Consider the following 21,808-nt stretch of genomic DNA (forward strand, 5'->3'; position numbering starts at 1 on the left):
GGGGCCCCGGGCCTCCGACCCCGGGCCTCCGGCCGCCCCCGGCTCCTGCGACCGATTCCCCGAAGCGTGTGAGGGTGCGACGACATGGCGAATGAGGACAAGCTCCGCGACTACCTGCGGCGCGTGACGGCGGACCTCCACGAGACGAGCGAACGGCTCCAGCGCGTCGAGGGACGCGAACGCGAACCGATCGCGATCATCGGCGCCGCCTGCCGCTACCCCGGCGGCGTCAGCTCCCCCGAACAGCTGTGGGAGCTGGTCTCCTCCGGTGGCGACGGCATCGCCCCCTTCCCCGAGGACCGGGGCTGGGACCTCACCCGGCTCCACCACCCCGACCCGGACCAGCAGGGCACCTCCTACACGCGCGAGGGCGGATTCCTCTACGACGCCGGGGAGTTCGACTCCGCCCTCTTCGGGATCTCCCCGCGCGAGGCCCTGGCGATGGACCCGCAGCAACGCCTGCTGCTGGAGACCACCTGGGAACTCTTCGAACGCTCCGGCATCGCCCCGACCTCCCTGCGCTCCACCCCGACCGGCGTCGTCATCGGCGCCGCGTACGCGGGGTACGGGTCGGCGCTGTACGACATCCCGGAAGGCGTCGAGGGACACCTCCTCACCGGCAACGCCGGCAGCGTCGTCTCCGGCCGCCTCTCGTACGCCTTCGGCCTGGAAGGACCGGCGCTCACCCTCGACACGGCCTGCTCCTCCTCCCTGGTCGCCCTGCATGTCGCCAGCGGCGCGCTCCGCCGCGACGACTGCTCCCTCGCCGTCGCGGGCGGCGTCACCGTCATGCCCACACCCGAGGTCTTCACCGCCTTCAGCCGCCAGCGTGGCCTTGCCGCCGACGGCCGCTGCAAGCCCTTCGCCGCCGCCGCCGACGGCACCGGCATGGCCGAGGGCATCGGCCTCCTCCTGCTCGAGCGCCTCTCCGACGCCCACCGCAACGGCCACGAGGTGCTCGCGGTCATCCGGGGCAGCGCGGTCAACCAGGACGGCGCCTCCAACGGCCTGACCGCCCCCAACGGCCCCTCCCAGCGCCGCGTCATCCGCAAGGCCCTGGCCCACGCCCGCGTCCCCGCCGACCAGATCGACGCCGTGGAGGCGCACGGCACCGGTACGAAGCTGGGTGACCCGATCGAGGCGCAGGCCCTCCTCGCCACCTACGGCCAGGACCGTGATCCGGACCGGCCGCTGTGGCTCGGCTCGGTCAAGTCGAACATCGGCCACACCCAGGCCGCCGCCGGAGTCGCCGGCGTCATCAAGATGGTCGAGGCGATGCGCCACGGCGTCCTCCCGCAGACCCTCCACGTCGACGAGCCCACCCCGCACGTCGACTGGTCGACCGGCTCCGTACGCCTCCTCACCGAGGCACGCCCCTGGACGGCGGACGGGCATCCCCGGCGTGCCGCAGTCTCGTCCTTCGGCATCAGCGGCACCAACGCCCACGTGATCCTGGAAGAGGCCCCGCCCCGGACCGTTCCCGCCGAGGAGCCGTCGGCGCCGGACGGGCGGCCCGCCGTCGTGCCCTGGCTGCTCTCGGGGAAGTCCCCCGAAGCACTGGCCGCACAGGCGGCGCGCCTGGCGGCGTACGTCGAGGAACGGATGGACCTGCGCCCGGTGGACGTGGGCTTCTCCCTGGCGACGACACGCGCCGCCCTGGAGCACCGGGCCGTGGTGGTCGGCTCCTCCCGCGAAGAACTGCTGGCCGCACTGCACCGGCTCACGACCACCACGCCCCCCGACGCCCCGGCGATCCGCGGCGGACTGGCGCTGTTGTTCACGGGTCAGGGTGCGCAGCGGGTCGGGATGGGGCGGGAGTTGTATGCCGCCTATCCGGTGTTCGCCGATGCTTTCGACGCGGTGTGTGCGCGGGTGGACGGTGGGCTGGGCCGGTCGTTGAAGACCCTCGTGTTCGAGGGTGAGGGTGCGGAGGGTGTTGGTCTGCTGGATCGGACGCGGTTCACGCAGGCGGCGTTGTTCGCGGTCGAGGTGGCGTTGTTCCGGCTGCTGGAGTCGTGGGGGGTGCGCCCGGACGCGCTGCTCGGGCATTCGGTCGGGGAGATCGTGGCCGCGCATGTGGCCGGGGTGCTGGGTCTGGATGATGCGTGTGCGTTGGTGGTGGCGCGTGGGCGGTTGATGGATGCTCTGCCTGCGGGTGGGGCGATGGTGGCGGTCGAGGCGTCGGAGGAGGAGGTCCGTGCGGCGCTGGTGGAGGGTGTTTCGGTCGCTGCGGTGAACGGGCCGCGTGCGGTGGTCGTCTCGGGTGCGGAGGCGGCGGTGGAGCAGGTCGCCGCCGCGCTCGCGGAGCGGGGCGCGCGTACGAAGAGGCTGGCGGTCAGCCATGCGTTCCATTCGGTGTTGATGGATCCGATGCTGGAGGAGTTCCGGCAGGTCGCAAAGACGCTGACCTACGGGCCCGCTCGCATCCCCGTGGTGTCGAACCTCACCGGTGAGGTCGCCGGGCCTGAGCTGTCCACGCCTGACTACTGGGTGCGGCACGTGCGCGAGGCGGTCCGGTTCGCCGACGGTGTGCGGGCGCTTCAGGCGATCGGGGTGACGCGGTTCCTCGAACTGGGCCCGGACGGCGTCCTGACCGCCATGGTCCAAGGTGTCCTGGCCGACACCGACACCGACACCGAGGATGAGCTCTGCCTGCCCGTTCTGCGCGCCGATCGCGGTGAGACACCAGCGCTGGTGGCGGCGCTCGGCCGCCTGCACGCGCACGGCGGTGAGGTCGACTGGGCGGCGTTCTTCGCCGGCACCGGTGCCCGCCGCGTCGACCTGCCCACCTACGCCTTCCAGCGCCACCACTACTGGCTGAACCCCGCCTCTCTTACGCAGGGACCCGTCGATGCGGCCGGTGACTGGTCGTACGCCGTGAACTGGGTCCCGCTCACCGGGGCGATCCGTGAGGTCGCGGCGTTGAGTGGTTCGTGGCTGGTGGTGGTGGAGTCCGGGGGTGAGGTGTGGGCTCGGGAGGCTGCTGCTGGGTTGGTGGAGCGGGGGGCTCGGCTGGTTGAGGTTCCTGCGGGTGCGGGGGTGGAGGAGTTCGCCGGGCTGTTGGCGGGTCTGGATCAGCCGGCGGGTGAGCTGGCGGGCGTGGTGTCGTTGCTGGGGTCGGCGGCTTCCGTGCTGGCGTTGGTGCAGGCGGTGGAGGGTGCTGGTGGGGGTGGTTGCCGTGTGTGGGCGGTGACGCGGGGTGGTGTGTCGACTGGGTCTGCTGATGCGGGGGGTGTGTGTGCGGAGGCGGCCGGGGTGTGGGGGCTGGGCCGGGTGGCGGCTTTGGAACTTCCCGGGGTGTGGGGCGGGCTGATCGACGTCCCGGTCGAGCCCGGGGGTGTGGTGTGGGACCGGGTGTGCGGGGTGCTGGCCGCTGCCGGTGCTGCTGGTGCTGCTGGTGCTGTGGGTGTGGGTGGTGCTGGTGGTGTTGAGGATCAGGTTGCGGTGCGTGCCGGTGGGGTGTGGGGGCGTCGTCTGGTGCGGGTGGTGCTGCCTTCGGGGCAGGGGTGGTGTCCGCGGGGGACGGTGTTGGTGACGGGTGGTACGGGTGGTCTGGGTGCGCGGGTGGCGCGGTGGGCTGCCGGTCAAGGTGTTGAGCGGTTGGTGTTGGTGAGTCGTCGGGGGCTGGGGGCTCCGGGGGCTGTGGAGTTGCGGGATGAGCTTGCTGGTCTGGGGTGTGAGGTGGTGGTGGCGGCGGTCGATGTGACCGACCGGGAGGCGGTTGCGGGGCTGCTGGATGAGTTTGTGGTGGATGCGGTGGTGCATGCGGCGGGGGTGCTGGACGACGGGGTGTTGTCGGGGTTGTCGGCGCGGCGGTTGGCGGGGGTGTGGGGGCCGAAGGCGGGTGCGGCGTGGTTGTTGCATGAGCTGACGGTGGAGCGGGGGCTGGTGCTGGACGCGTTCGTGTTGTTCTCGTCGGCGGCGTCGGTGTTCGGGGCGGCCGGTCAGGGGAACTATGCGGCGGCGAATGCGGGTCTGGATGCGTTGGCGTGGTTCAGGCGGGCGTCGGGGCTGGCGGCGACGTCGGTGGGGTGGGGGCCGTGGGCCGGGGAGGGGATGGCTGCGGCCGGCGGGGTGGTGGAGCGGGTCGGCCGGGGCGGGATGCTGCCGATGGATCCCGACCAGGCGCTGGGGTTGCTGGGGCGGGCTGCCGCGTCGGGGCTGGCCTGCGTGGCGGTCGCCGACATCGACTGGACGACCTTCGCTCCCGCCTACACCGCCGTACGCCCCAGCCCGTTGCTGGAGCGGATCGGTGAGGCGCGCTCGGCCACGGCGAGCGTGCGTGCGCGGGAGGTCGGTGGCCTGCGGGAGCGGCTGGCCTCAGTGGCGCGCGATGACTGGCAGCGGGTCGTGCTGGACCTCGTACGGCGGTCGGCGGCAGCGGTCCTCGGACACCGCACTGCCGAGGCGATCCCCGCGCGGAGGGCCTTCCGCGAGCTCGGGTTCACCTCGCTCTCCGCCGTCGAACTGCGCAACCTGCTCGGGGCCGAGACCGGCCTGAACCTGTCGGCCACCCTGGTCTTCGACCACCCGACCCCGGAGGAACTGGCTCAGCGGCTCGTCTCCGACCTGGTGGGTGAGGACACCACCGCCCCCACCACCGCTCTCGCCGGCACGGCGGCCGACGAGCCGATCGCGATCGTCGGTATGAGCTGCCGGTTCCCCGGCGGCACGGATTCCCCGGCGGAGTTCTGGAACCTCGTCCGGTCCGGAGCCGACGCGGTCTCCGGCTTCCCCGAGGACCGCGGCTGGGACCTTGGCCGCCTCTACGACGCTGACCCCGACAAGGCGGGCGCCTCGTACGTCCGGGAGGGAGGTTTCCTCTACACGGCGGCCGAGTTCGACGCGGAGCTGTTCGGGATCTCGCCGCGTGAGGCGCTGGCGATGGACCCGCAGCAGCGGCTGCTCCTGGAGACCTCCTGGGAGGCGTTCGAGCGCGCGGGTCTGCCGGCCGGAACGGTACGCGGCAGCCGGAGCGGCGTCTTCGTCGGCACCAACGGGCAGGACTACATGTCCGTCGTCGCCGCATCCCCGGACGACGTCGGCGGCTACATCGCCACGGGCAACGCGGCGAGCGTGGTCTCCGGCCGCCTCGCCTACACGTTCGGCCTCGAGGGGCCGGCGGTCACGGTCGACACGGCCTGCTCGTCCTCCCGCGTCGCCCTGCCCCCCTACGCCTTCCAGCGTGAGCGGTACTGGCCCACTGCCCCTGATTCCTCCCATCCGGGCCGCCCCGCCGCTCCGGCGGACGACTCCGTCGACCGTGCCTTCTGGGAGACGGTCGAGCGAGAGGACGTCGCCGGGGTTGCCGAGGCGCTGGAGGTCGACCCCGAAGCGCGGCTCGCCGATCTCCTGCCCGCCCTCTCCTCCTGGCGGCAGGGACTCCGGCAGGAGAGGGCCCTCGACTCCTGGCGCTACCGGACGGCCTGGCATCCGCTGCCCGAACCGCCGGTCCCGGCCGACGCGCTGACGGGGACGTGGCTCGTCGCCGTGCCCGCCTCCCGCGGGGTGGACGACCCCTGGACGGCGGCCGTACTCGATGCTCTGGCAGCTCACGGGGCCCAGCTGGACCTGCTCGAACTCACCGCCGATGACGCCGACCCCGCGAGGCTGCTCCAGCGCGTCCGCGCCCTGCCCCACGGCGACGGCGGCGGTTTCGGACGGCGAGGCGTCGTCTGCCTGCCGACGCCTGCCGGAGAGCGCCTGCCCGGGGCGCACTCCGCCGCTTCCGGCCTGGTGCTCACCAGCGCCCTCGTCCGGGCTCTGGCCGCCGCCGGGGCCGAGGTCCCGCTCTGGTGCCTGACCCGGGAGGCGGTCCTGGCCGCCCCCACCGACCAGGTGCGTGACCCCTTCGCCCATCAGCTTTGGGGGTTCGGCCGGGTCGCCGCGCTCGAGTTCCCTGAGGTGTGGGGCGGCCTGCTCGACCTTCCCGGGACGATCGACTCCCACGCCGCCTCCCGGCTCGCCGGCGTCCTCGCCCGTGCCACCGGCCCGGCGCCGACCTCTCCGGAGGACCAGCTCGCCGTCCGCCCCGCGGCGCTCCATGCCCGGCGACTGGTCCGCGCCCCTCTTGCCGGGCGGAGCCCGGCGAGGGAGTGGAAGCCGGAGGGGACCGTCCTCGTGACCGGCGGCACCGGCGCGCTGGGCGGGCACGTCGCCCGGTGGCTGGCCAAGCGCGGCGCCGACCACCTGCTCCTCACCAGCCGTCGAGGTGAAGCGAGTCCCGGTGCGGCCGAACTCGCCGCCGAGCTCACCGGCCTCGGCGTCCGGGTGACGGTCGCCGCCTGCGACGCGGCCGACCGGGAGGCCCTGGCGGAACTGCTGCGGGAACATCCGGTGAGAGCGGTCTTCCACACGGCCGGGGTGCTCGACGACAGCGTCATCACCGGGCTGACCCCCGACCGGTACGAGACGGTGCTGCGCCCCAAGGTCGAGGCGACACGCAACCTCCACGAGCTGACCCGGGAGAGCGGCCTGTCGGCCTTCGTGCTCTTCTCCTCGCTCGCCGGGACCACCGGTGGCGCCGGCCAGGCGAACTACGCCGCCGCCAACGCCTTCCTCGACGGTTTCGCCGAGATCCGCCGCGCCGAGGGACTGCCCGCCACCTCCGTGGCGTGGGGCGCTTGGGACGGCGGGGGACTCGTGGCACGGAGCGTGGTGCGCGGGCAGCGGATGAGCCAGGGCGGCATGGTGCCGATGGACCCCGGCACCGCGGTGGCCGCGTTGGCCCAGGCACTGGACCACGAGGAGACCGCAATCGCCGTCGCCGACATCGACTGGGAGCGGTTCGTTCCGGGGTTCACCGCGGTCCGCCCCAGCCCGCTCCTCACGGGCGTCCCCGAGGCCCGTACCATCCCGGGCCCGGCGGGTTCTCCCACCGCCGCCGCCCCGGACACCCTGCGCCAACGGCTCACGACGCAGACTCCAGCGGAGGCCGGACGCACCCTCCTGGAACTGGTACGGGCCCAGATCGCGTTGGTCCTCGGTCACTCCTCGGCCGAGACCGTACCGGCCGACCGTGCGCTGAAGACTCTCGGCTTCGACTCGCTCACCGCCGTCGACCTGCGCAACCGGCTCAACGCCGCCTGCGGCCTGAACCTCCCCAGCACTGTGGTCTTCGACCACCCCACCCCGCGGTCCCTCGCCGAACGCCTCGCCTCCCAACTCGTCGAGGGCGCGGGCGCCGCACAGGACGAGGCGCTGCGCGACTACGAGTCGCTGGCCTCCGCCCTCACCGAGGGTGCCCTGGACGCCGTGACCCGCGCCTCGATCCTCGTACGGCTGCGGGCCCTGCTCGCCGAGGCGGACGCCGGTACCGGAGAGCCGCGAACGCCGGAGGAAGCCGGTGCCGCCGGACCGGGCGGTGACCCGGACGAGCCCTTCGACGAGGTTTCGGACGAAGAGATGTTCACCCTGCTCGGCCAGAAGTTCGGCATCTCGTAACCCCTGGCCTCCGCCGACGACCGACCTGGAGAGAAACCGATGCCGAACCCGAACGCCCACGCGACCGACGGCGCGCAGCCGCCCGCCACCCCGCGCCCGGCTGCGGTGACCGGCGCCGGGCCCGCCACCGAGCAGAAACTGCGCCACTTCCTCAAGCGCACCACGGCGGAGCTGGAGGAGGCGCACCGGCGCCTGCGCGCGGTCGAGGCGAGAAGCGCCGAGCCCCTGGCGATCGTCGGCATCGGCTGCCGCTTCCCTGGCGGCGCCCGCTCCCCGGAGGACCTCTGGGACCTGGTGGCCTCCGGCCGCGACGCCCTTTCCGACCTGCCCGCCGACCGCGGCTGGGACATCGAGGGGCTCTACGATCCCGACGGCCGGCGCGAAGGCACCTTCTACGCCCGCCAAGGCGGGTTCATCTACGACGCGGGCGAGTTCGACCCGGCCTTCTTCGGGATCTCGCCGCGCGAGGCGCTGGCGATGGACCCGCAGCAGCGGCTGCTCCTGGAGACCTCCTGGGAGGCGATCGAACGCGCCGGTATCGACCCGCACAGCCTGCGCGGCAGCCGCACCGGCGTCTTCGTCGGCACCAACGGGCAGGACTACACCACCCTCGTCGTCGGCGCCGACGCGGCCGTCGACGGCCACCTCCTCACCGGCAACGCCGCCAGCGTCGTCTCCGGCCGTGTCGCCTACACCCTCGGCCTCGAAGGCCCCACCCTCACCGTCGACACCGCCTGCTCCGCCTCGTTGGTTTCCCTCCACCTGGCGGCGCAGGCGCTGCGGCAGGGGGAATGCGACCTGGCGCTGGCGGGCGGCGCCACCGTGATGTCCACGCCCGCCCTCTTCATCGAGTTCAGCCGGCAGCGCGGCATGTCCGGGGACGGCCGCTGCAAGGCATTCGCCGCCGCGGCCGACGGCACCGGCTGGGGCGAGGGCGCCGGGATGCTCGTCCTGGAGAGACTTTCGGACGCCCGCCGCAACGGTCACGAGGTGCTGGCGGTCATCCGGGGGAGCGCGATCAACCAGGATGGCGCCTCCAACGGTCTGACCGCCCCGAACGGCCCGGCCCAGCAGCGCGTCATTCTCCAGGCCCTCGCCAACGCCCGCCTCGCTCCCTCGGACGTGGACGCGGTGGAGGCGCACGGCACCGGCACCACTCTGGGTGACCCGATCGAGGCGCAGGCGCTCCTCGCCACCTACGGGCAGAACCGTCCCGAGGACCGGCCGTTGTGGCTCGGCTCAGTCAAGTCGAACATCGGGCACACCCAGGCCGCCGCCGGTGTCGCCGGCGTCATCAAGATGGTCATGGCGATGCGTCACGGCGTTCTCCCGCAGACCCTCCACGTGGACGCCCCCACCCCTCAGGTCGACTGGTCGGCGGGCGCCGTCGAACTCGTCACCGAACCGGTCGCCTGGGGTGACAGCGCCCCGGACCGCCCGCTGCGCGCCGGTGTCTCCGCCTTCGGCGTCAGCGGCACCAACGCCCACCTCGTTCTGGAACAGGCACCAGAACCGTCCGCCGCTCCCGCCCCGGCCGACACTCGCCCCGCCCCCTCCGGCCGCACCCTGCCGTGGATCCTTTCGGGAACCACCCCCGGTGCCCTGCGGGAGCAGGCGGTGCGGCTTGCGGAGCATGTCGGGAAGCGGGTGGAGCTGCGCCCGGTGGATGTGGCGTTCTCGCTGGCCACGACGCGGTCGGTGTTCGAGCACCGGGCCGTGGTGGTCGGTTCCTCGCGTGACGAACTGTGCGAGGGACTGGCGCGGCTGGCCCAGGCGCCGGACCAAGGAGCGGCGACCCCGGGCCGGCTGGCGCTGTTGTTCACGGGTCAGGGGGCGCAGCGGGTCGGGATGGGGCGGGACTTGTATGCCGCCTATCCGGTGTTCGCCGATGCTTTCGACGCGGTGTGCGCGCGGGTGGACGGTGGGCTGGGCCGGTCGTTGAAGACCCTCGTGTTCGAGGGCGAGGGTGTTGGTCTGCTGGATCGGACGCGGTTCACGCAGGCGGCGTTGTTCGCGGTCGAGGTGGCGTTGTTCCGGCTGCTGGAGTCGTGGGGGGTGCGCCCGGACGCGGTGCTCGGGCATTCGGTGGGGGAGGTCGTGGCCGCGCATGTGGCCGGGGTGCTGGGTCTGGATGACGCGTGTGCGTTGGTGGTGGCGCGTGGGCGGTTGATGGATGCTCTGCCCGCGGGTGGGGCGATGGTGGCGGTCGAGGCGTCGGAGGAGGCGGTCCGTGCGGCGCTGGTCGACGGTGTTTCGGTCGCTGCGGTGAACGGGCCGCGTGCGGTGGTCGTCTCGGGTGCGGAGGCGGCGGTGGAGCAGGTCGCCGCCGCGCTCGCGGAGCGGGGCGCGCGTACGAAGAGGCTGACGGTCAGTCACGCGTTCCATTCGGTGTTGATGGATCCGATGCTGGAGGAGTTCCGGCAGGTCGCGGAGTCGCTGACCTACGGGCCTGCTCGCATCCCCGTCGTCTCGAACCTCACCGGTGAGGTCGCCGGTCCCGAGCTCTCGACGGCCGGTTACTGGGTGCGGCATGTGCGTGAGGCGGTCCGGTTCGCCGACGGCGTCCGGACGCTCCACGACCGGGGGGTGACGCGGTTCCTCGAACTGGGCCCGGACGGTGTGCTTACCGCCATGGCGCAGAGCACCTTGCCGGAGGCCGGGGAGGCGTTGTTCGCGCCCGTGCTGCGCAAGGACCGCGAGGAAACGTTCTCCCTGCTCACCGCCCTCGGACGCCTGCACGCCCACGGCGGCGAGGTGGACTGGGCCGCCTATTTCAGTGGTGTGGCGGCCGATGTCCGGCGTGTGGAACTGCCGACGTACGCCTTCCAGCGCACCCGCTACTGGCTGCTGGTGCCCACCGCCGACTCCACCGCGGGCGGTGCCGATCCGATCGAGGCGGAGTTCTGGACGGCCGTCGAGAACCAGGATTTCGCGGCGCTCGCGGAGAGTCTCGAGATAGAGCCGGGGCGACTGGACGGTGTGCTCCCGGCGTTGAGCTCTTGGCGCGATCGGCAGCAGGAACGGGCGACCACCGACGACTGGCGGTACCGGGCCGTCTGGAAGCCCGTGGTCCTGCCCTCGGCCGCCACGCTCACCGGAACCTGGCTGGTGGTCGCGCCCGCCGACGACCCGGCCACCGAGCGGAGCGGGTGCGGGAACGGGCATGACGGTCTGGTGTCCGCCGTGGCCGAGGCACTGCGTACCGGCGGGGCCGAGGCCGAGATCGTGACGGTGAACACCGACGCACCCGCCGCCGACCTGGCACGCCGGGTGGAGGACGCCGTGAGCGTGCCCGGCGTGGCCGGAGTCGTCTCGCTCCTCGCCCTCGACGAGGGCACGCTTCCCGGGCGTACCTCCCTGAGTGGCGGACTCGCCGCCCAACTCGCACTCGTCCAGGCGCTGACGGCGGACGGGAGGAGCACTCCCGCTCCACTGTGGTGCGCCACCCGGGGCGCCGTCTCCACAACCTCCTTCGACCGTGCCGCCTCTCTCGCCCAGGCCACCACCTGGGGGTTGGGCCGGGCGGTCGCGCTGGAACAGCCCCAGGAGTGGGGCGGACTGGTCGATCTCCCCGACGTCTTCGACCAGCGGGCCGGAAGCAGACTCGTCGCCGTCCTCGCCGGGACCACCGGGGAGGACGAGGTGGCGGTGCGCCCTTCGGGGGTTTTCGGCCGCCGACTGGTGCGGGCCAGACTGGGCACGGAGACGGGGGAGGGATGGCAGCCGTCCGGCACCGTCCTGGTGACGGGTGGCACCGGCGGCGCCGGGGCGCACGTGGCCCGGGGACTGGCGGCGGCCGGCACCGGTCACCTCCTGTTGGTCGGCCGGCGTGGCGAGGACGCACCCGGTGCCCACGCGCTGCGCGAGGAGCTGGAGGCTCAGGGCACGCGCGTCACCCTCGCCGCCTGCGACGTCGCCGAACGGGAGGAACTGGCCCGGCTGCTCGCCGAGCACCCCGTGGACGCGGTCGTGCACACGGCCGGAGTCCTGGACGACGGAGTGATCGCCACACTCACCCCCGACCGCCTGGAGACGGTGCTCCGCCCCAAGCTCCGGGGCGCTCTCAACCTCCACGAGCTGACCGAGGGCCGCGACCTGGCCGCCTTCGTCCTGTACTCCTCGCTGAGCGGCGTCACCGGCAGCGCGGCCCAGGCCGGTTACGCCGCTGCCAACGCCTTCCTCGACGCCCTCGCCGAACACCGCCGCCACCGCGGCCTGCCCGGCACCTCCGTGGCATGGGGTGCGCTGGACGGCGGCGGCATGGCCGGGGAGGAGGCGGTGGCGGAGCGCGTCCGGCGCGGAGGTCTGCGCCCGATGAGCCCCGACCGCGTCCTGCGCTCCCTGCGACTGGCCGTCACCGCCGGGGACGGCGCGGTGGCCGTCGCCGACATCGACTGGGAGCGGTTCGCGCAGGGGTTCGCGGCCGTTCGCCCCACCTGCCTGCTGCGGGAGATCCCCGAGGCGGCGGATGCCGCCGGGGCGGCCGATGCCACCCGTGGCGAGGCGGGCGCCACCGCGGAGAGCCTCGCCGCCCGCCTCGCGGGGCTGCCCGCCGCCGACCGGGTCCGCGAAGCCCGCGACCTGGTCCGCGCCCACGCCGCCGGGGTACTCGGCTACGCCCACGACACCGACATCCCCGAGCACAAGGCGTTCCGCGAACTCGGTGTCGACTCCCTCACCGCCGTCGAGCTGCGCAACGTGCTCGGCGCCGCCACCGGCCTGCGCCTGCCCGCCACCCTCGTCTTCGACCACCCGACCCCTGCCTCACTCGGCGGGCACCTCGCCGCCCTGCTCGGCGCCGACGACTCCGCCGACGCGGGCACCGAGCCCGTGACCGGCCGGACGGGGCGCACCACCGCCCCCGCCGGAACGGCGGACGAACCCCTGGCCCTGGTCGCCATGGCCTGCCGCTTCCCCGGTGCGGTCACCACCCCGGAACAGCTCTGGGACCTGCTGGTCTCCGGCGGTGACGCCCTGACCGCCTTCCCCGCCGACCGCGGCTGGCGGGTCGCTGCCGACACCGCCGCACAGGTGGGCGGCTTCGTCGAGGACGCCCCCTGGTTCGACGCGGAGCTGTTCGGGATCTCGCCGCGTGAAGCCCTCGCCATGGATCCACAGCAGCGGCTCCTCCTGGAGACCTCCTGGGAGGCGTTCGAGCGCGCGGGCATCGCCCCCGGCTCGCTGCGGGGAACCCGCTCCGGTGTCTTCGTCGGCACCAACGGCCAGGACTACGGCCCGCTGCTCGCCGCGGGACAGCAGGACGTCGGCGGTTACCTGGCCACCGGCAACGCCGCGAGCGTGGTCTCGGGGCGGCTCTCGTACGCCTTCGGCCTCGAAGGCCCGGCGATGACCGTGGACACGGCCTGCTCCTCCTCGTTGGTCGCCCTCCACCTCGCCGCCCAGGCGTTGCGCTCCGGCGAGTGCGACCTCGCCCTGGCCGGCGGCGTCACCATCATGTCCACGCCCACCGTCTTCGCCGAGTTCAGCCGCCAGGGCGGTCTGGCCGCCGACGGGCGCTGCAAGGCGTTCGCCGACGGTGCGGACGGCACGGGCTGGGGCGAGGGTGTGGGTGTCCTCGTCCTGGAACGCCTCTCCGACGCCGAACGCCACGGCCACCCCGTCCTCGCCGTCGTCCGGGGGAGCGCGGTCAACCAGGACGGCGCATCCAACGGCCTGACCGCCCCCAACGGCCCGTCGCAGCAGCGGGTGATCCGCCAGGCGCTGGCCCAGGCCGGTCTGGAACCGTCGGACATCGACGCGGTGGAGGCGCACGGCACCGGTACGAAGCTGGGTGATCCGATCGAGGCGCAGGCCCTGCTCGCCACGTACGGGCAGAACCGGCCGGAGGACCGGCCGTTGTGGCTCGGCTCGGTCAAGTCCAACATCGGCCACACCCAGGCGGCAGCGGGTGTCGCGGGCGTCATCAAGATGGTCCTCGCCATGCGGAACGGCGTGCTCCCCAAGACGCTCCACGTCGAAGAGCCCACCCGCCAGGTCGACTGGTCGGGGGGTGCCGTGGAACTCCTCACCGAGCCGGTGGAATGGACCGCGCGGCCCGACGGCAGCCCGCTGCGCGCGGGAGTCTCGTCGTTCGGCATCAGCGGCACCAACGCCCACGTACTGCTGGAGCAGGGCCCGAGCACGCCCTCTGAGCCCGAGCCCGTCCGAGCCCCCGGCCAGGCGGACACGGTGGTGCCTTGGCTGCTCTCGGCCAAGTCTGCGGCGGCCCTCGGAGAGCAGGCGGTGCGGCTCGCGGCGTACGTCGGGGAACACCCGGAACTGAGCCCTGCGGACGTGGGCTTCTCCCTGGCCACGACGCGAACCGCCCTGGAGCACCGGGCCGTGGTGGTCGGGTCCTCGCGCGAGGACCTGCTCGCCGGGTTGGCCGGGGCAACCTCACGTGGTCCGGCAGCCGCCGGACGCCTGGGCCTGTTGTTCACGGGTCAGGGGGCGCAGCGGGTCGGGATGGGGCGGGAGTTGTATGCCGCGTATCCGGTGTTCGCGGAGGCGTTCGATGCGGTGTGTGCGCGGGTGGACGGTGGGCTGGGCCGGTCGTTGAAGACGGTCGTGTTCGACGGCGAGGGCGAGGGTGCGGGGGGTGTTGGTCTGCTGGATCGGACGCGGTTCACGCAGGCGGCGTTGTTCGCGGTCGAGGTGGCGTTGTTCCGGCTGCTGGAGTCGTGGGGGGTGTGCCCGGACGCGCTGCTCGGGCATTCGGTGGGGGAGGTCGTGGCCGCGCATGTGGCCGGGGTGCTGGACCTGGATGACGCGTGTGCGTTGGTGGTGGCGCGTGGTCGGTTGATGGATGCTCTGCCCGCGGGTGGGGCGATGGTGGCGGTCGAGGCGTCGGAGGAGGAGGTCCGTGCGGCGCTGGTCGAGGGTGTCTCCCTCGCTGCGGTGAACGGGCCGCGTGCGGTGGTCGTCTCGGGTGCGGAGGCGGCGGTGGAGCAGGTCGCCGCCGTGCTCGCCGAGCGGGGCGCGCGGGTCAAGAAGCTCACGGTCAGCCATGCGTTCCATTCGGTGTTGATGGATCCGATGCTGGAGGAGTTCCGGCAGGTCGCAAAGACGCTGACCTACGGGCCCGCTCGCATCCCCGTGGTGTCGAACCTCACCGGTGAGGTCGCCGGGCCTGAGCTGTCCACGCCTGACTACTGGGTGCGGCACGTCCGCGAGGCGGTCCGCTTCGCCGACGGTGTGCGGACCCTGCACGCCCAAGGCGTGACCCGTTTCCTCGAACTGGGGCCGGACGGTGTGCTCACCGTCATGGCGCAGAGCACCTTGCCGGAGGCCGGGGAGGCGCTGTTCGCGCCCGTGCTGCGCAAGGACCGCGAGGAAACGTTCTCCCTGCTCACCGCACTTGGCCGCCTGCACGCGCACGGCGGCGAGGTGGACTGGGCTGCCTACTTCACCAGCATGGTCGCCGATGTCCGGCGTGTGGAGCTGCCGACGTATGCGTTCCAGCGTGAGCGGTTCTGGCCCGAGGTGGCTGGCGGGGGCGGGGGTGAGGGCTGGACGTATCAGGAGGAGTGGCGTCCGGTCTCGGTGGCGGGTGTCGCGGCGTTGAGTGGTTCGTGGCTGGTGGTGGTGGAGTCCGGGGGTGAGGTGTGGGCTCGGGAGGCTGCTGCTGGGTTGGTGGAGCGGGGGGCTCGGCTGGTTGAGGTTCCTGCGGGTGCGGGGGCGGAGGAGTTCGCCGGGCTGTTGGCGGGTCTGGATCAGCCGGCGGGTGAGCTGGCGGGCGTGGTGTCGTTGCTGGGGTCGGCGGCTTCCGTGCTGGCGTTGGTGCAGGCGGTGGAGGGTGCTGGTGGGGGTGGTTGCCGTGTGTGGGCGGTGACGCGGGGTGGTGTGTCGACTGGGTCTGCTGATGCGGGGGGTGTGTGTGCGGAGGCGGCCGGGGTGTGGGGGCTGGGCCGGGTGGCGGGGCTGGAGCTGCCGGGGGTGTGGGGCGGGCTGATCGACGTCCCGGTCGAGCCCGGGGGTGTGGTGTGGGACCGGGTGTGCGGGGTGCTGACCGCTGCCGGTGCCGCTGGTGCTGCCAGTGCCGGTGGTGCTGCTGGTGCTGTGGGTGTGGGTGGTGCTGGTGGTGTTGAGGATCAGGTTGCGGTGCGTGCCGGTGGGGTGTGGGGGCGTCGTCTGGTGCGGGTGGTGCTGCCTTCGGGGCAGGGGTGGTGTCCGCGGGGGACGGTGTTGGTGACGGGTGGTACGGGTGGTCTGGGTGCGCGGGTGGCGCGGTGGGCTGCCGGTCAAGGTGTTGAGCGGTTGGTGTTGGTGAGTCGTCGGGGGCTGGGGGCTCCGGGGGCTGTGGAGTTGCGGGATGAGCTTGCTGGTCTGGGGTGTGAGGTGGTGGTGGCGGCGGTCGATGTGACCGACCGGGAGGCGGTTGCGGGGCTGCTGGATGAGTTTGTGGTGGATGCGGTGGTGCATGCGGCGGGGGTGCTGGACGACGGGGTGTTGTCGGGGTTGTCGGCGCGGCGGTTGGCGGGGGTGTGGGGGCCGAAGGCGGGTGCGGCGTGGTTGTTGCATGAGCTGACGGTGGAGCGGGGGCTGGTGCTGGACGCGTTCGTGTTGTTCTCGTCGGCGGCGTCGGTGTTCGGGGCGGCCGGTCAGGGGAACTATGCGGCGGCGAATGCGGGTCTGGATGCGTTGGCGTGGTTCAGGCGGGCGTCGGGGCTGGCGGCGACGTCGGTGGGGTGGGGGCCGTGGGCCGGGGAGGGGATGGCTGCGGCCGGCGGGGTGGTGGAGCGGGTCGGCCGGGGCGGGATGCTGCCGATGGATCCCGACCAGGCGCTGGGGTTGCTGGGGCGGGCTGCCGCGTCGGGGCTGGCCTGCGTGGCGGTCGCCGACATCGACTGGGCGACCTTCGCTCCCGCCTACACCGCCGTACGCCCCAGCCCACTCCTCGACCGCATCACCGAAGCACGGGCGGTCGGCGCGGGCGGTGGCCAGCCGCTCGCCGAGGCCGGGCTGCGCGACCGCCTGCTCGGGCTGAGCGAGAGCGAGGGCCTGCGCCTGCTGAGTACGACCGTCCGCGAGACGGCTGCCGCGATTCTGGGCCACGACTCCGCCGTCGCCCTCCCCGAGGGCCGGGCCTTCCGGGAGATGGGTTTCGACTCGCTGACCGCCGTCGAGCTGAAGAACCTCCTCAGCGCTCTCACCGGCCTCAGCCTCTCCGCCACACTCGTTTTCGACTACCCGACCCCGGTCGAGCTCGCCCACCACCTGTACGAACAACTGCTCGGTACCGTCACCGGCCAGGACGCGGCGCTCCCCGTACGTTCCGCGGTCGAGAACGAGCCCGTCGCCGTCGTCGCCATGGCCTGCCGCTTCCCCGGCGGGGTCGACTCGCCCGAACGACTCTGGGACCTGCTGGCCGAGGGAACCGACGCGGTCGGTCCACTCCCCGACGACCGGGACTGGGACATGGCCTCGCTCCCCACGTTCACTGGCGAGGGCGGGTTCCTGTACGACGTGGCCGAGTTCGACGCGGAGCTGTTCGGGATCTCGCCGCGTGAGGCGCTGGCGATGGATCCGCAGCAGCGGCTGCTGCTGGAGACCTCCTGGGAGGCATTCGAGCGGGCGGGTGTGGACCCGCGCTCCACGCGCGGCGGCTGCACCGGCGTCTTCGTCGGCACCAACGGCCAGGACTACGCCTCCCTCCTCATGGACGCTCCTCAGGACGTGGGCGGCTACGTCGCCACCGGAAACGCCGCGAGTGTGGTCTCCGGTCGGCTGTCGTACGCCTTCGGTCTGGAAGGCCCCGCGGTGACCGTGGACACGGCCTGTTCCTCTTCCCTCGTCGCCCTGCACTGGGCGGCGCGGTCGCTGCAGAGCGGCGAGTGTGACCTCGCGCTGGCCGGAGGTGTGACGGTCATGTCGACGCCGGGTGCCTTCATCGAGTTCAGCCGCCAGGGGGGCCTGTCGTCCGACGGGCGCTGCAAAGCCTTCGCGGGAGGCGCCGACGGTACGGGTTGGGGCGAGGGTGTCGGTCTCCTTGTGTTGGAGCGTCTTTCGGACGCGGAGCGCAACGGTCATCAGGTGCTGGCGGTGATCCGGGGCAGCGCGGTCAACCAGGACGGCGCCTCCAACGGGCTGACGGCGCCGAACGGTCCGTCGCAGCAGCGGGTGATCCGGCAGGCGTTGGCCGACGCGGGTCTGGAGCCGTCGGACGTGGACGCGGTGGAGGCCCACGGCACCGGCACCAAGCTGGGTGACCCGATCGAGGCGCAGGCGCTGCTGGCCACCTACGGGCAGGACCGTGACCCGGACCGGCCGCTGTGGCTGGGCTCGGTGAAGTCGAACATCGGGCACACGCAGGCCGCCGCCGGTGTCGCGGGGGTCATCAAGATGGTCGAGGCGATGCGCCACGGCGTCCTGCCCCGGACCCTGCACGTGGACGAGCCGACCCCGCACGTGGACTGGACCGCCGGTGGCGTGTCCCTGCTGACGGAGCCCCGCGACTGGCCGCAGACCGACGCGCCCCGCCGGGCCGGCGTCTCCTCCTTCGGCTTCAGCGGGACCAACGCCCACGTAGTGCTGGAACAGGGACCCGCGCTCGCCCAGGAGAAACCGAGCGCGGGCGCAGACTCGGGCCACGCGGTGGTCCCGTGGGTGCTGGCCGGGAAGTCGCCGGAGGCGCTGGCCGGCCAGGCGGCCAGGCTCTCGGCGTACGTGGGGGAGCGGGCGGAGCTGCGCTCGGTGGACGTGGGCCTGTCGCTGGCGACGACGCGGGCGGCCTTGGAGCACCGGGCCGTGGTGGTCGGCTCCTCGCGCGAGGAACTGCTCGCTGGGCTGGCGAAGCTCCAGACCCCGCTGGACCGGACGCGCGCGACATCCGCAGGCCAGACAGCCCTGCTGTTCACGGGTCAGGGTGCGCAGCGGCTCGGGATGGGGCGGGAGTTGTATGCCGCGTATCCGGTGTTCGCGGAGGCGTTCGATGCGGTGTGTGCGCGGGTGGACGGTGGGCTGGGCCGGTCGTTGAAGACCGTCGTGTTCGACGGTGAGGGTGCGGAGGGTGTTGGTCTGCTGGATCGGACGCGGTTCACGCAGGCGGCGTTGTTCGCGGTCGAGGTGGCGTTGTTCCGGCTGCTGGAGTCGTGGGGGGTGCGCCCGGACGCACTCCTGGGCCACTCGGTCGGGGAGATGGCGGCCGCGCATGTGGCCGGGGTGCTGGACCTGGACGACGCGTGTGCGTTGGTGGTGGCGCGTGGTCGGTTGATGGATGCTCTGCCCGCGGGTGGGGCGATGGTGGCGGTCGAGGCGTCGGAGGAGGAGGTCCGTGCGGCGCTGGTGGAGGGGGTTTCGGTCGCTGCGGTGAACGGGCCGCGTGCGGTGGTCGTCTCGGGTGCGGAGGCGGCGGTGGAGCAGGTGACCGCCGCGCTCGCCGAGCGGGGCGCGCGTACGAAGAAGTTGACGGTCAGCCATGCGTTCCATTCGGTGTTGATGGATCCGATGCTGGAGGAGTTCCGGCAGGTCGCAAAGACGCTGACCTACGGGCCTGCTCGCATCCCGGTGGTGTCGAACCTCACCGGTGAGGTCGCCGGGCCTGAGCTGTCCACGCCTGACTACTGGGTGCGGCACGTCCGCGAGGCGGTCCGCTTCGCCGACGGCGTCCGGACCCTGCACGCCCAAGGCGTGACCCGTTTCCTCGAACTGGGGCCGGACGGTGTGCTCACCGTCATGGCGCAGAGCACCTTGCCGGAGGCCGGGGAGGCGTTGTTCGCCCCGGTCCTGCGCAAGGACCGTGAGGAGACGACTTCCCTGCTCACGGCCCTCGGCCGCCTTCATGCCGAGGGCGGTGAGGTCGACTGGGCAGCGTTCTTCGCCGGAACGGACGCGCGCCGGGTGGAACTGCCGACGTATGCCTTCCAGCGCACCCGTTACTGGGTGGAGGGGGGTGGGACGCTCAGTTCGCAGGTGGTTGACGCCGAGTTCTGGGACGCGGTCGAGCGGGAGGACCTGACAGAGCTGGCCCGCACCTTGGAGGTCGAGCAGGCCGACCTCGCGCCGGCTCTGCCCGCGCTCTCCGCCTGGCACCGTCGCCGCGACGAACGTGCGGCGGCGGACAGCTGGTCGTACACCGAACACTGGACGCCGCTCACCGCGCTCCCGCCCACGCAGATTGGTTCGTGGCTGGTGGTGGTGGAGTCCGGGGGTGAGGTGTGGGCTCGGGAGGCTGCTGCTGGGTTGGTGGAGCGGGGGGCTCGGCTGGTTGAGGTTCCTGCGGGTGCGGGGGCGGAGGAGTTCGCCGGGCTGGAGTTTTCGGCGGCGTCGGGCGTGGTGTCGTTGCTGGGGTCGGCGGCTTCCGTGCTGGCGTTGGTGCAGGCGGTTGAGTCGTCGGGTGCGTCGGGTGTGCCGGTGTGGGCGGTGACGCGGGGTGGTGTGTCGGCTGGGTCTGGTGATGCGGGGGGTGTGTGTGCGGAGGCGGCCGGGGTGTGGGGGCTTGGCCGGGTGGCGGGGCTGGAGCTGCCGGGGGTGTGGGGCGGGCTGATCGATGTGCCGGCTGGTGCTGATGGCCGGGTGTGGGACCGGGTGTGCGGGGTGCTGGCTGCTGCGGGCGCTGGTGGTGTTGAGGATCAGGTTGCGGTGCGTGCCGGTGGGGTGTGGGGGCGTCGTCTGGTGCGGGTGGTGCTGCCTTCGGGGCAGGGGTGGTGTCCGCGGGGGACGGTGTTGGTGACGGGTGGTACGGGTGGTCTGGGTGCGCGGGTGGCGCGGTGGGCTGCCGGCCAAGGTGCTGAGCGGTTGGTGTTGGTGAGTCGTCGGGGGCTGGGGGCTCCGGGGGCTGTGGAGTTGCGGGATGAGCTTGCTGGTCTGGGGTGTGAGGTGGTGGTGACCGCGGTCGATGTGACCGACCGGGAGGCGGTTGCGGGGCTGCTGGATGAGTTTGTGGTGGATGCGGTGGTGCATGCGGCGGGGGTGCTGGACGACGGGGTGTTGTCGGGGTTGTCGGCGCGGCGGTTGGCGGGGGTGTGGGGGCCGAAGGCGGGTGCGGCGTGGTTGTTGCATGAGCTGACGGTGGAGCGGGGGCTGGTGCTGGACGCGTTCGTGTTGTTCTCGTCGGCGGCGTCGGTGTTCGGGGCGGCCGGTCAGGGGAACTATGCGGCGGCGAATGCGGGTCTGGACGCGTTGGCGTGGTTCAGGCGGGCGTCGGGGCTGGCGGCGACGTCGGTGGGGTGGGGGCCGTGGGCCGGGGAGGGGATGGCTGCGGCCGGCGGGGTGGCGGAGCGGGTCGGCCGGGGCGGGATGCTGCCGATGGATCCCGACCAGGCGCTGGGGTTGCTGGGACGGGCTGCCGCGTCGGGACTGGCCTGCGTGGCGGTCGCCGACATCGACTGGACGACCTTCGCTCCCGCCTACACCGCCGTACGCCCCAGCCCACTCCTCGACCGCATCACCGAAGCACGGGCGGTGCTCGAAGCCGCCGTCTCCCCGGCGGAGACGGCCGCCCCGAGCAGCAGGTGGGCTGCGCGGCTGGCCGTCGCCTCCGAAGGGGAGCGGCAACAGGTCGCGCTGGAGCTGGTCCGCGAGTCGGCGGCCTCGGTGCTCGGCCACGCGTCGGCGGAGGCGGTACCGGCCGGGACGCCCTTCCGGGACCTCGGGTTCGACTCGCTGACCGCCGTCGAACTGCGCAACCTGCTCGGGGCCGCCGCCGGCCTCGGCCTCCCCGCCACGCTTGTCTTCGACTACCCGACCCCGGCCGATCTCGCCGCCCACCTGGCGGCGGAGTCCGCCCCGAACGGCCAGGCGGGGCTCGCCGCGGTCTTCGAGGAGATCGACCGCCTGGAGCAGGCATCCGAGACGGTCGGCGCCGATCCTCTGGCCCGCACCAAGGTGACTATGCGCCTGCAGTCCCTGCTCTCCCGGTGGAGCGTCCCGGAGCAGGCTCCCGAGGAGCGGGAGGAGGCGGAGCCGATGGCGGACGCCGAGAACGTCCTTTCCGCCACCGACGAAGAACTCTTCGATTTCATCCACCGGAACATCGGGCGCCCCTCGAATTGACGCGATGTCCCGATTCAGGGAAAGTCGACGGAAGATCAGGCGCCTCATGGATGATTCCAGCAATCCCTGAGGCGCGGTCCGGCAGCTTTCGAGTGAAAGTCTATCTCCTTTCGAATCCCTGGTGATTCGATTTCGAACGAGATCCTTTCCGGGTGCGGTATTTTCTTGTGCCGTGCCCGGTTTTTCTTATGGGAACGCCTGGGAGCAGGGGGTCGTCGTCCCGCACGGATGCCCGGAATTCCAACGTCCGGCGGTTCTTCCTGCCAAGGTGGGCAACCACCCCTATCACCGGACACCGGGTCAAGGGGGTCTCAGGGGTTTCCGGTGCCGGGGTGGGGAATATCCTGCGGATCGGCGATCACTCAGGCATGGA

The 21,808-nt window shown here is 72.7% G+C and carries 1 protein-coding gene and 1 pseudogene; both read left to right on the forward strand.

Annotation, left to right across the window (positions count from 1 at the left end):
* Positions 1-84 precede the first annotated feature (84 nt).
* The gene (locus C1708_RS00330; RefSeq protein WP_106410752.1) at positions 85-7,443 is read left to right on the forward strand and encodes a type I polyketide synthase; all 7,359 of its coding nucleotides are present in this window, start codon (positions 85-87) and stop codon (positions 7,441-7,443) included.
* A gap of 219 nt (positions 7,444-7,662) precedes the next feature.
* Positions 7,663-21,435, forward strand: a pseudogene (locus C1708_RS00335) (type I polyketide synthase); the annotation flags it as partial.
* Positions 21,436-21,808: the final 373 nt, after the last annotated feature.

Origin of the sequence: Streptomyces sp. DH-12 (genome assembly GCF_002899455.1) — a bacterium.
In the GTDB taxonomy this organism is placed as follows: domain Bacteria; phylum Actinomycetota; class Actinomycetes; order Streptomycetales; family Streptomycetaceae; genus Streptomyces.

Coding starts and splice junctions, on each gene's coding strand:
- C1708_RS00330 (WP_106410752.1), top strand. CDS start 85: ATGGCGAATGAGGACAAGCTCCGCGACTACCTGCGGCGCGTGACGGCG.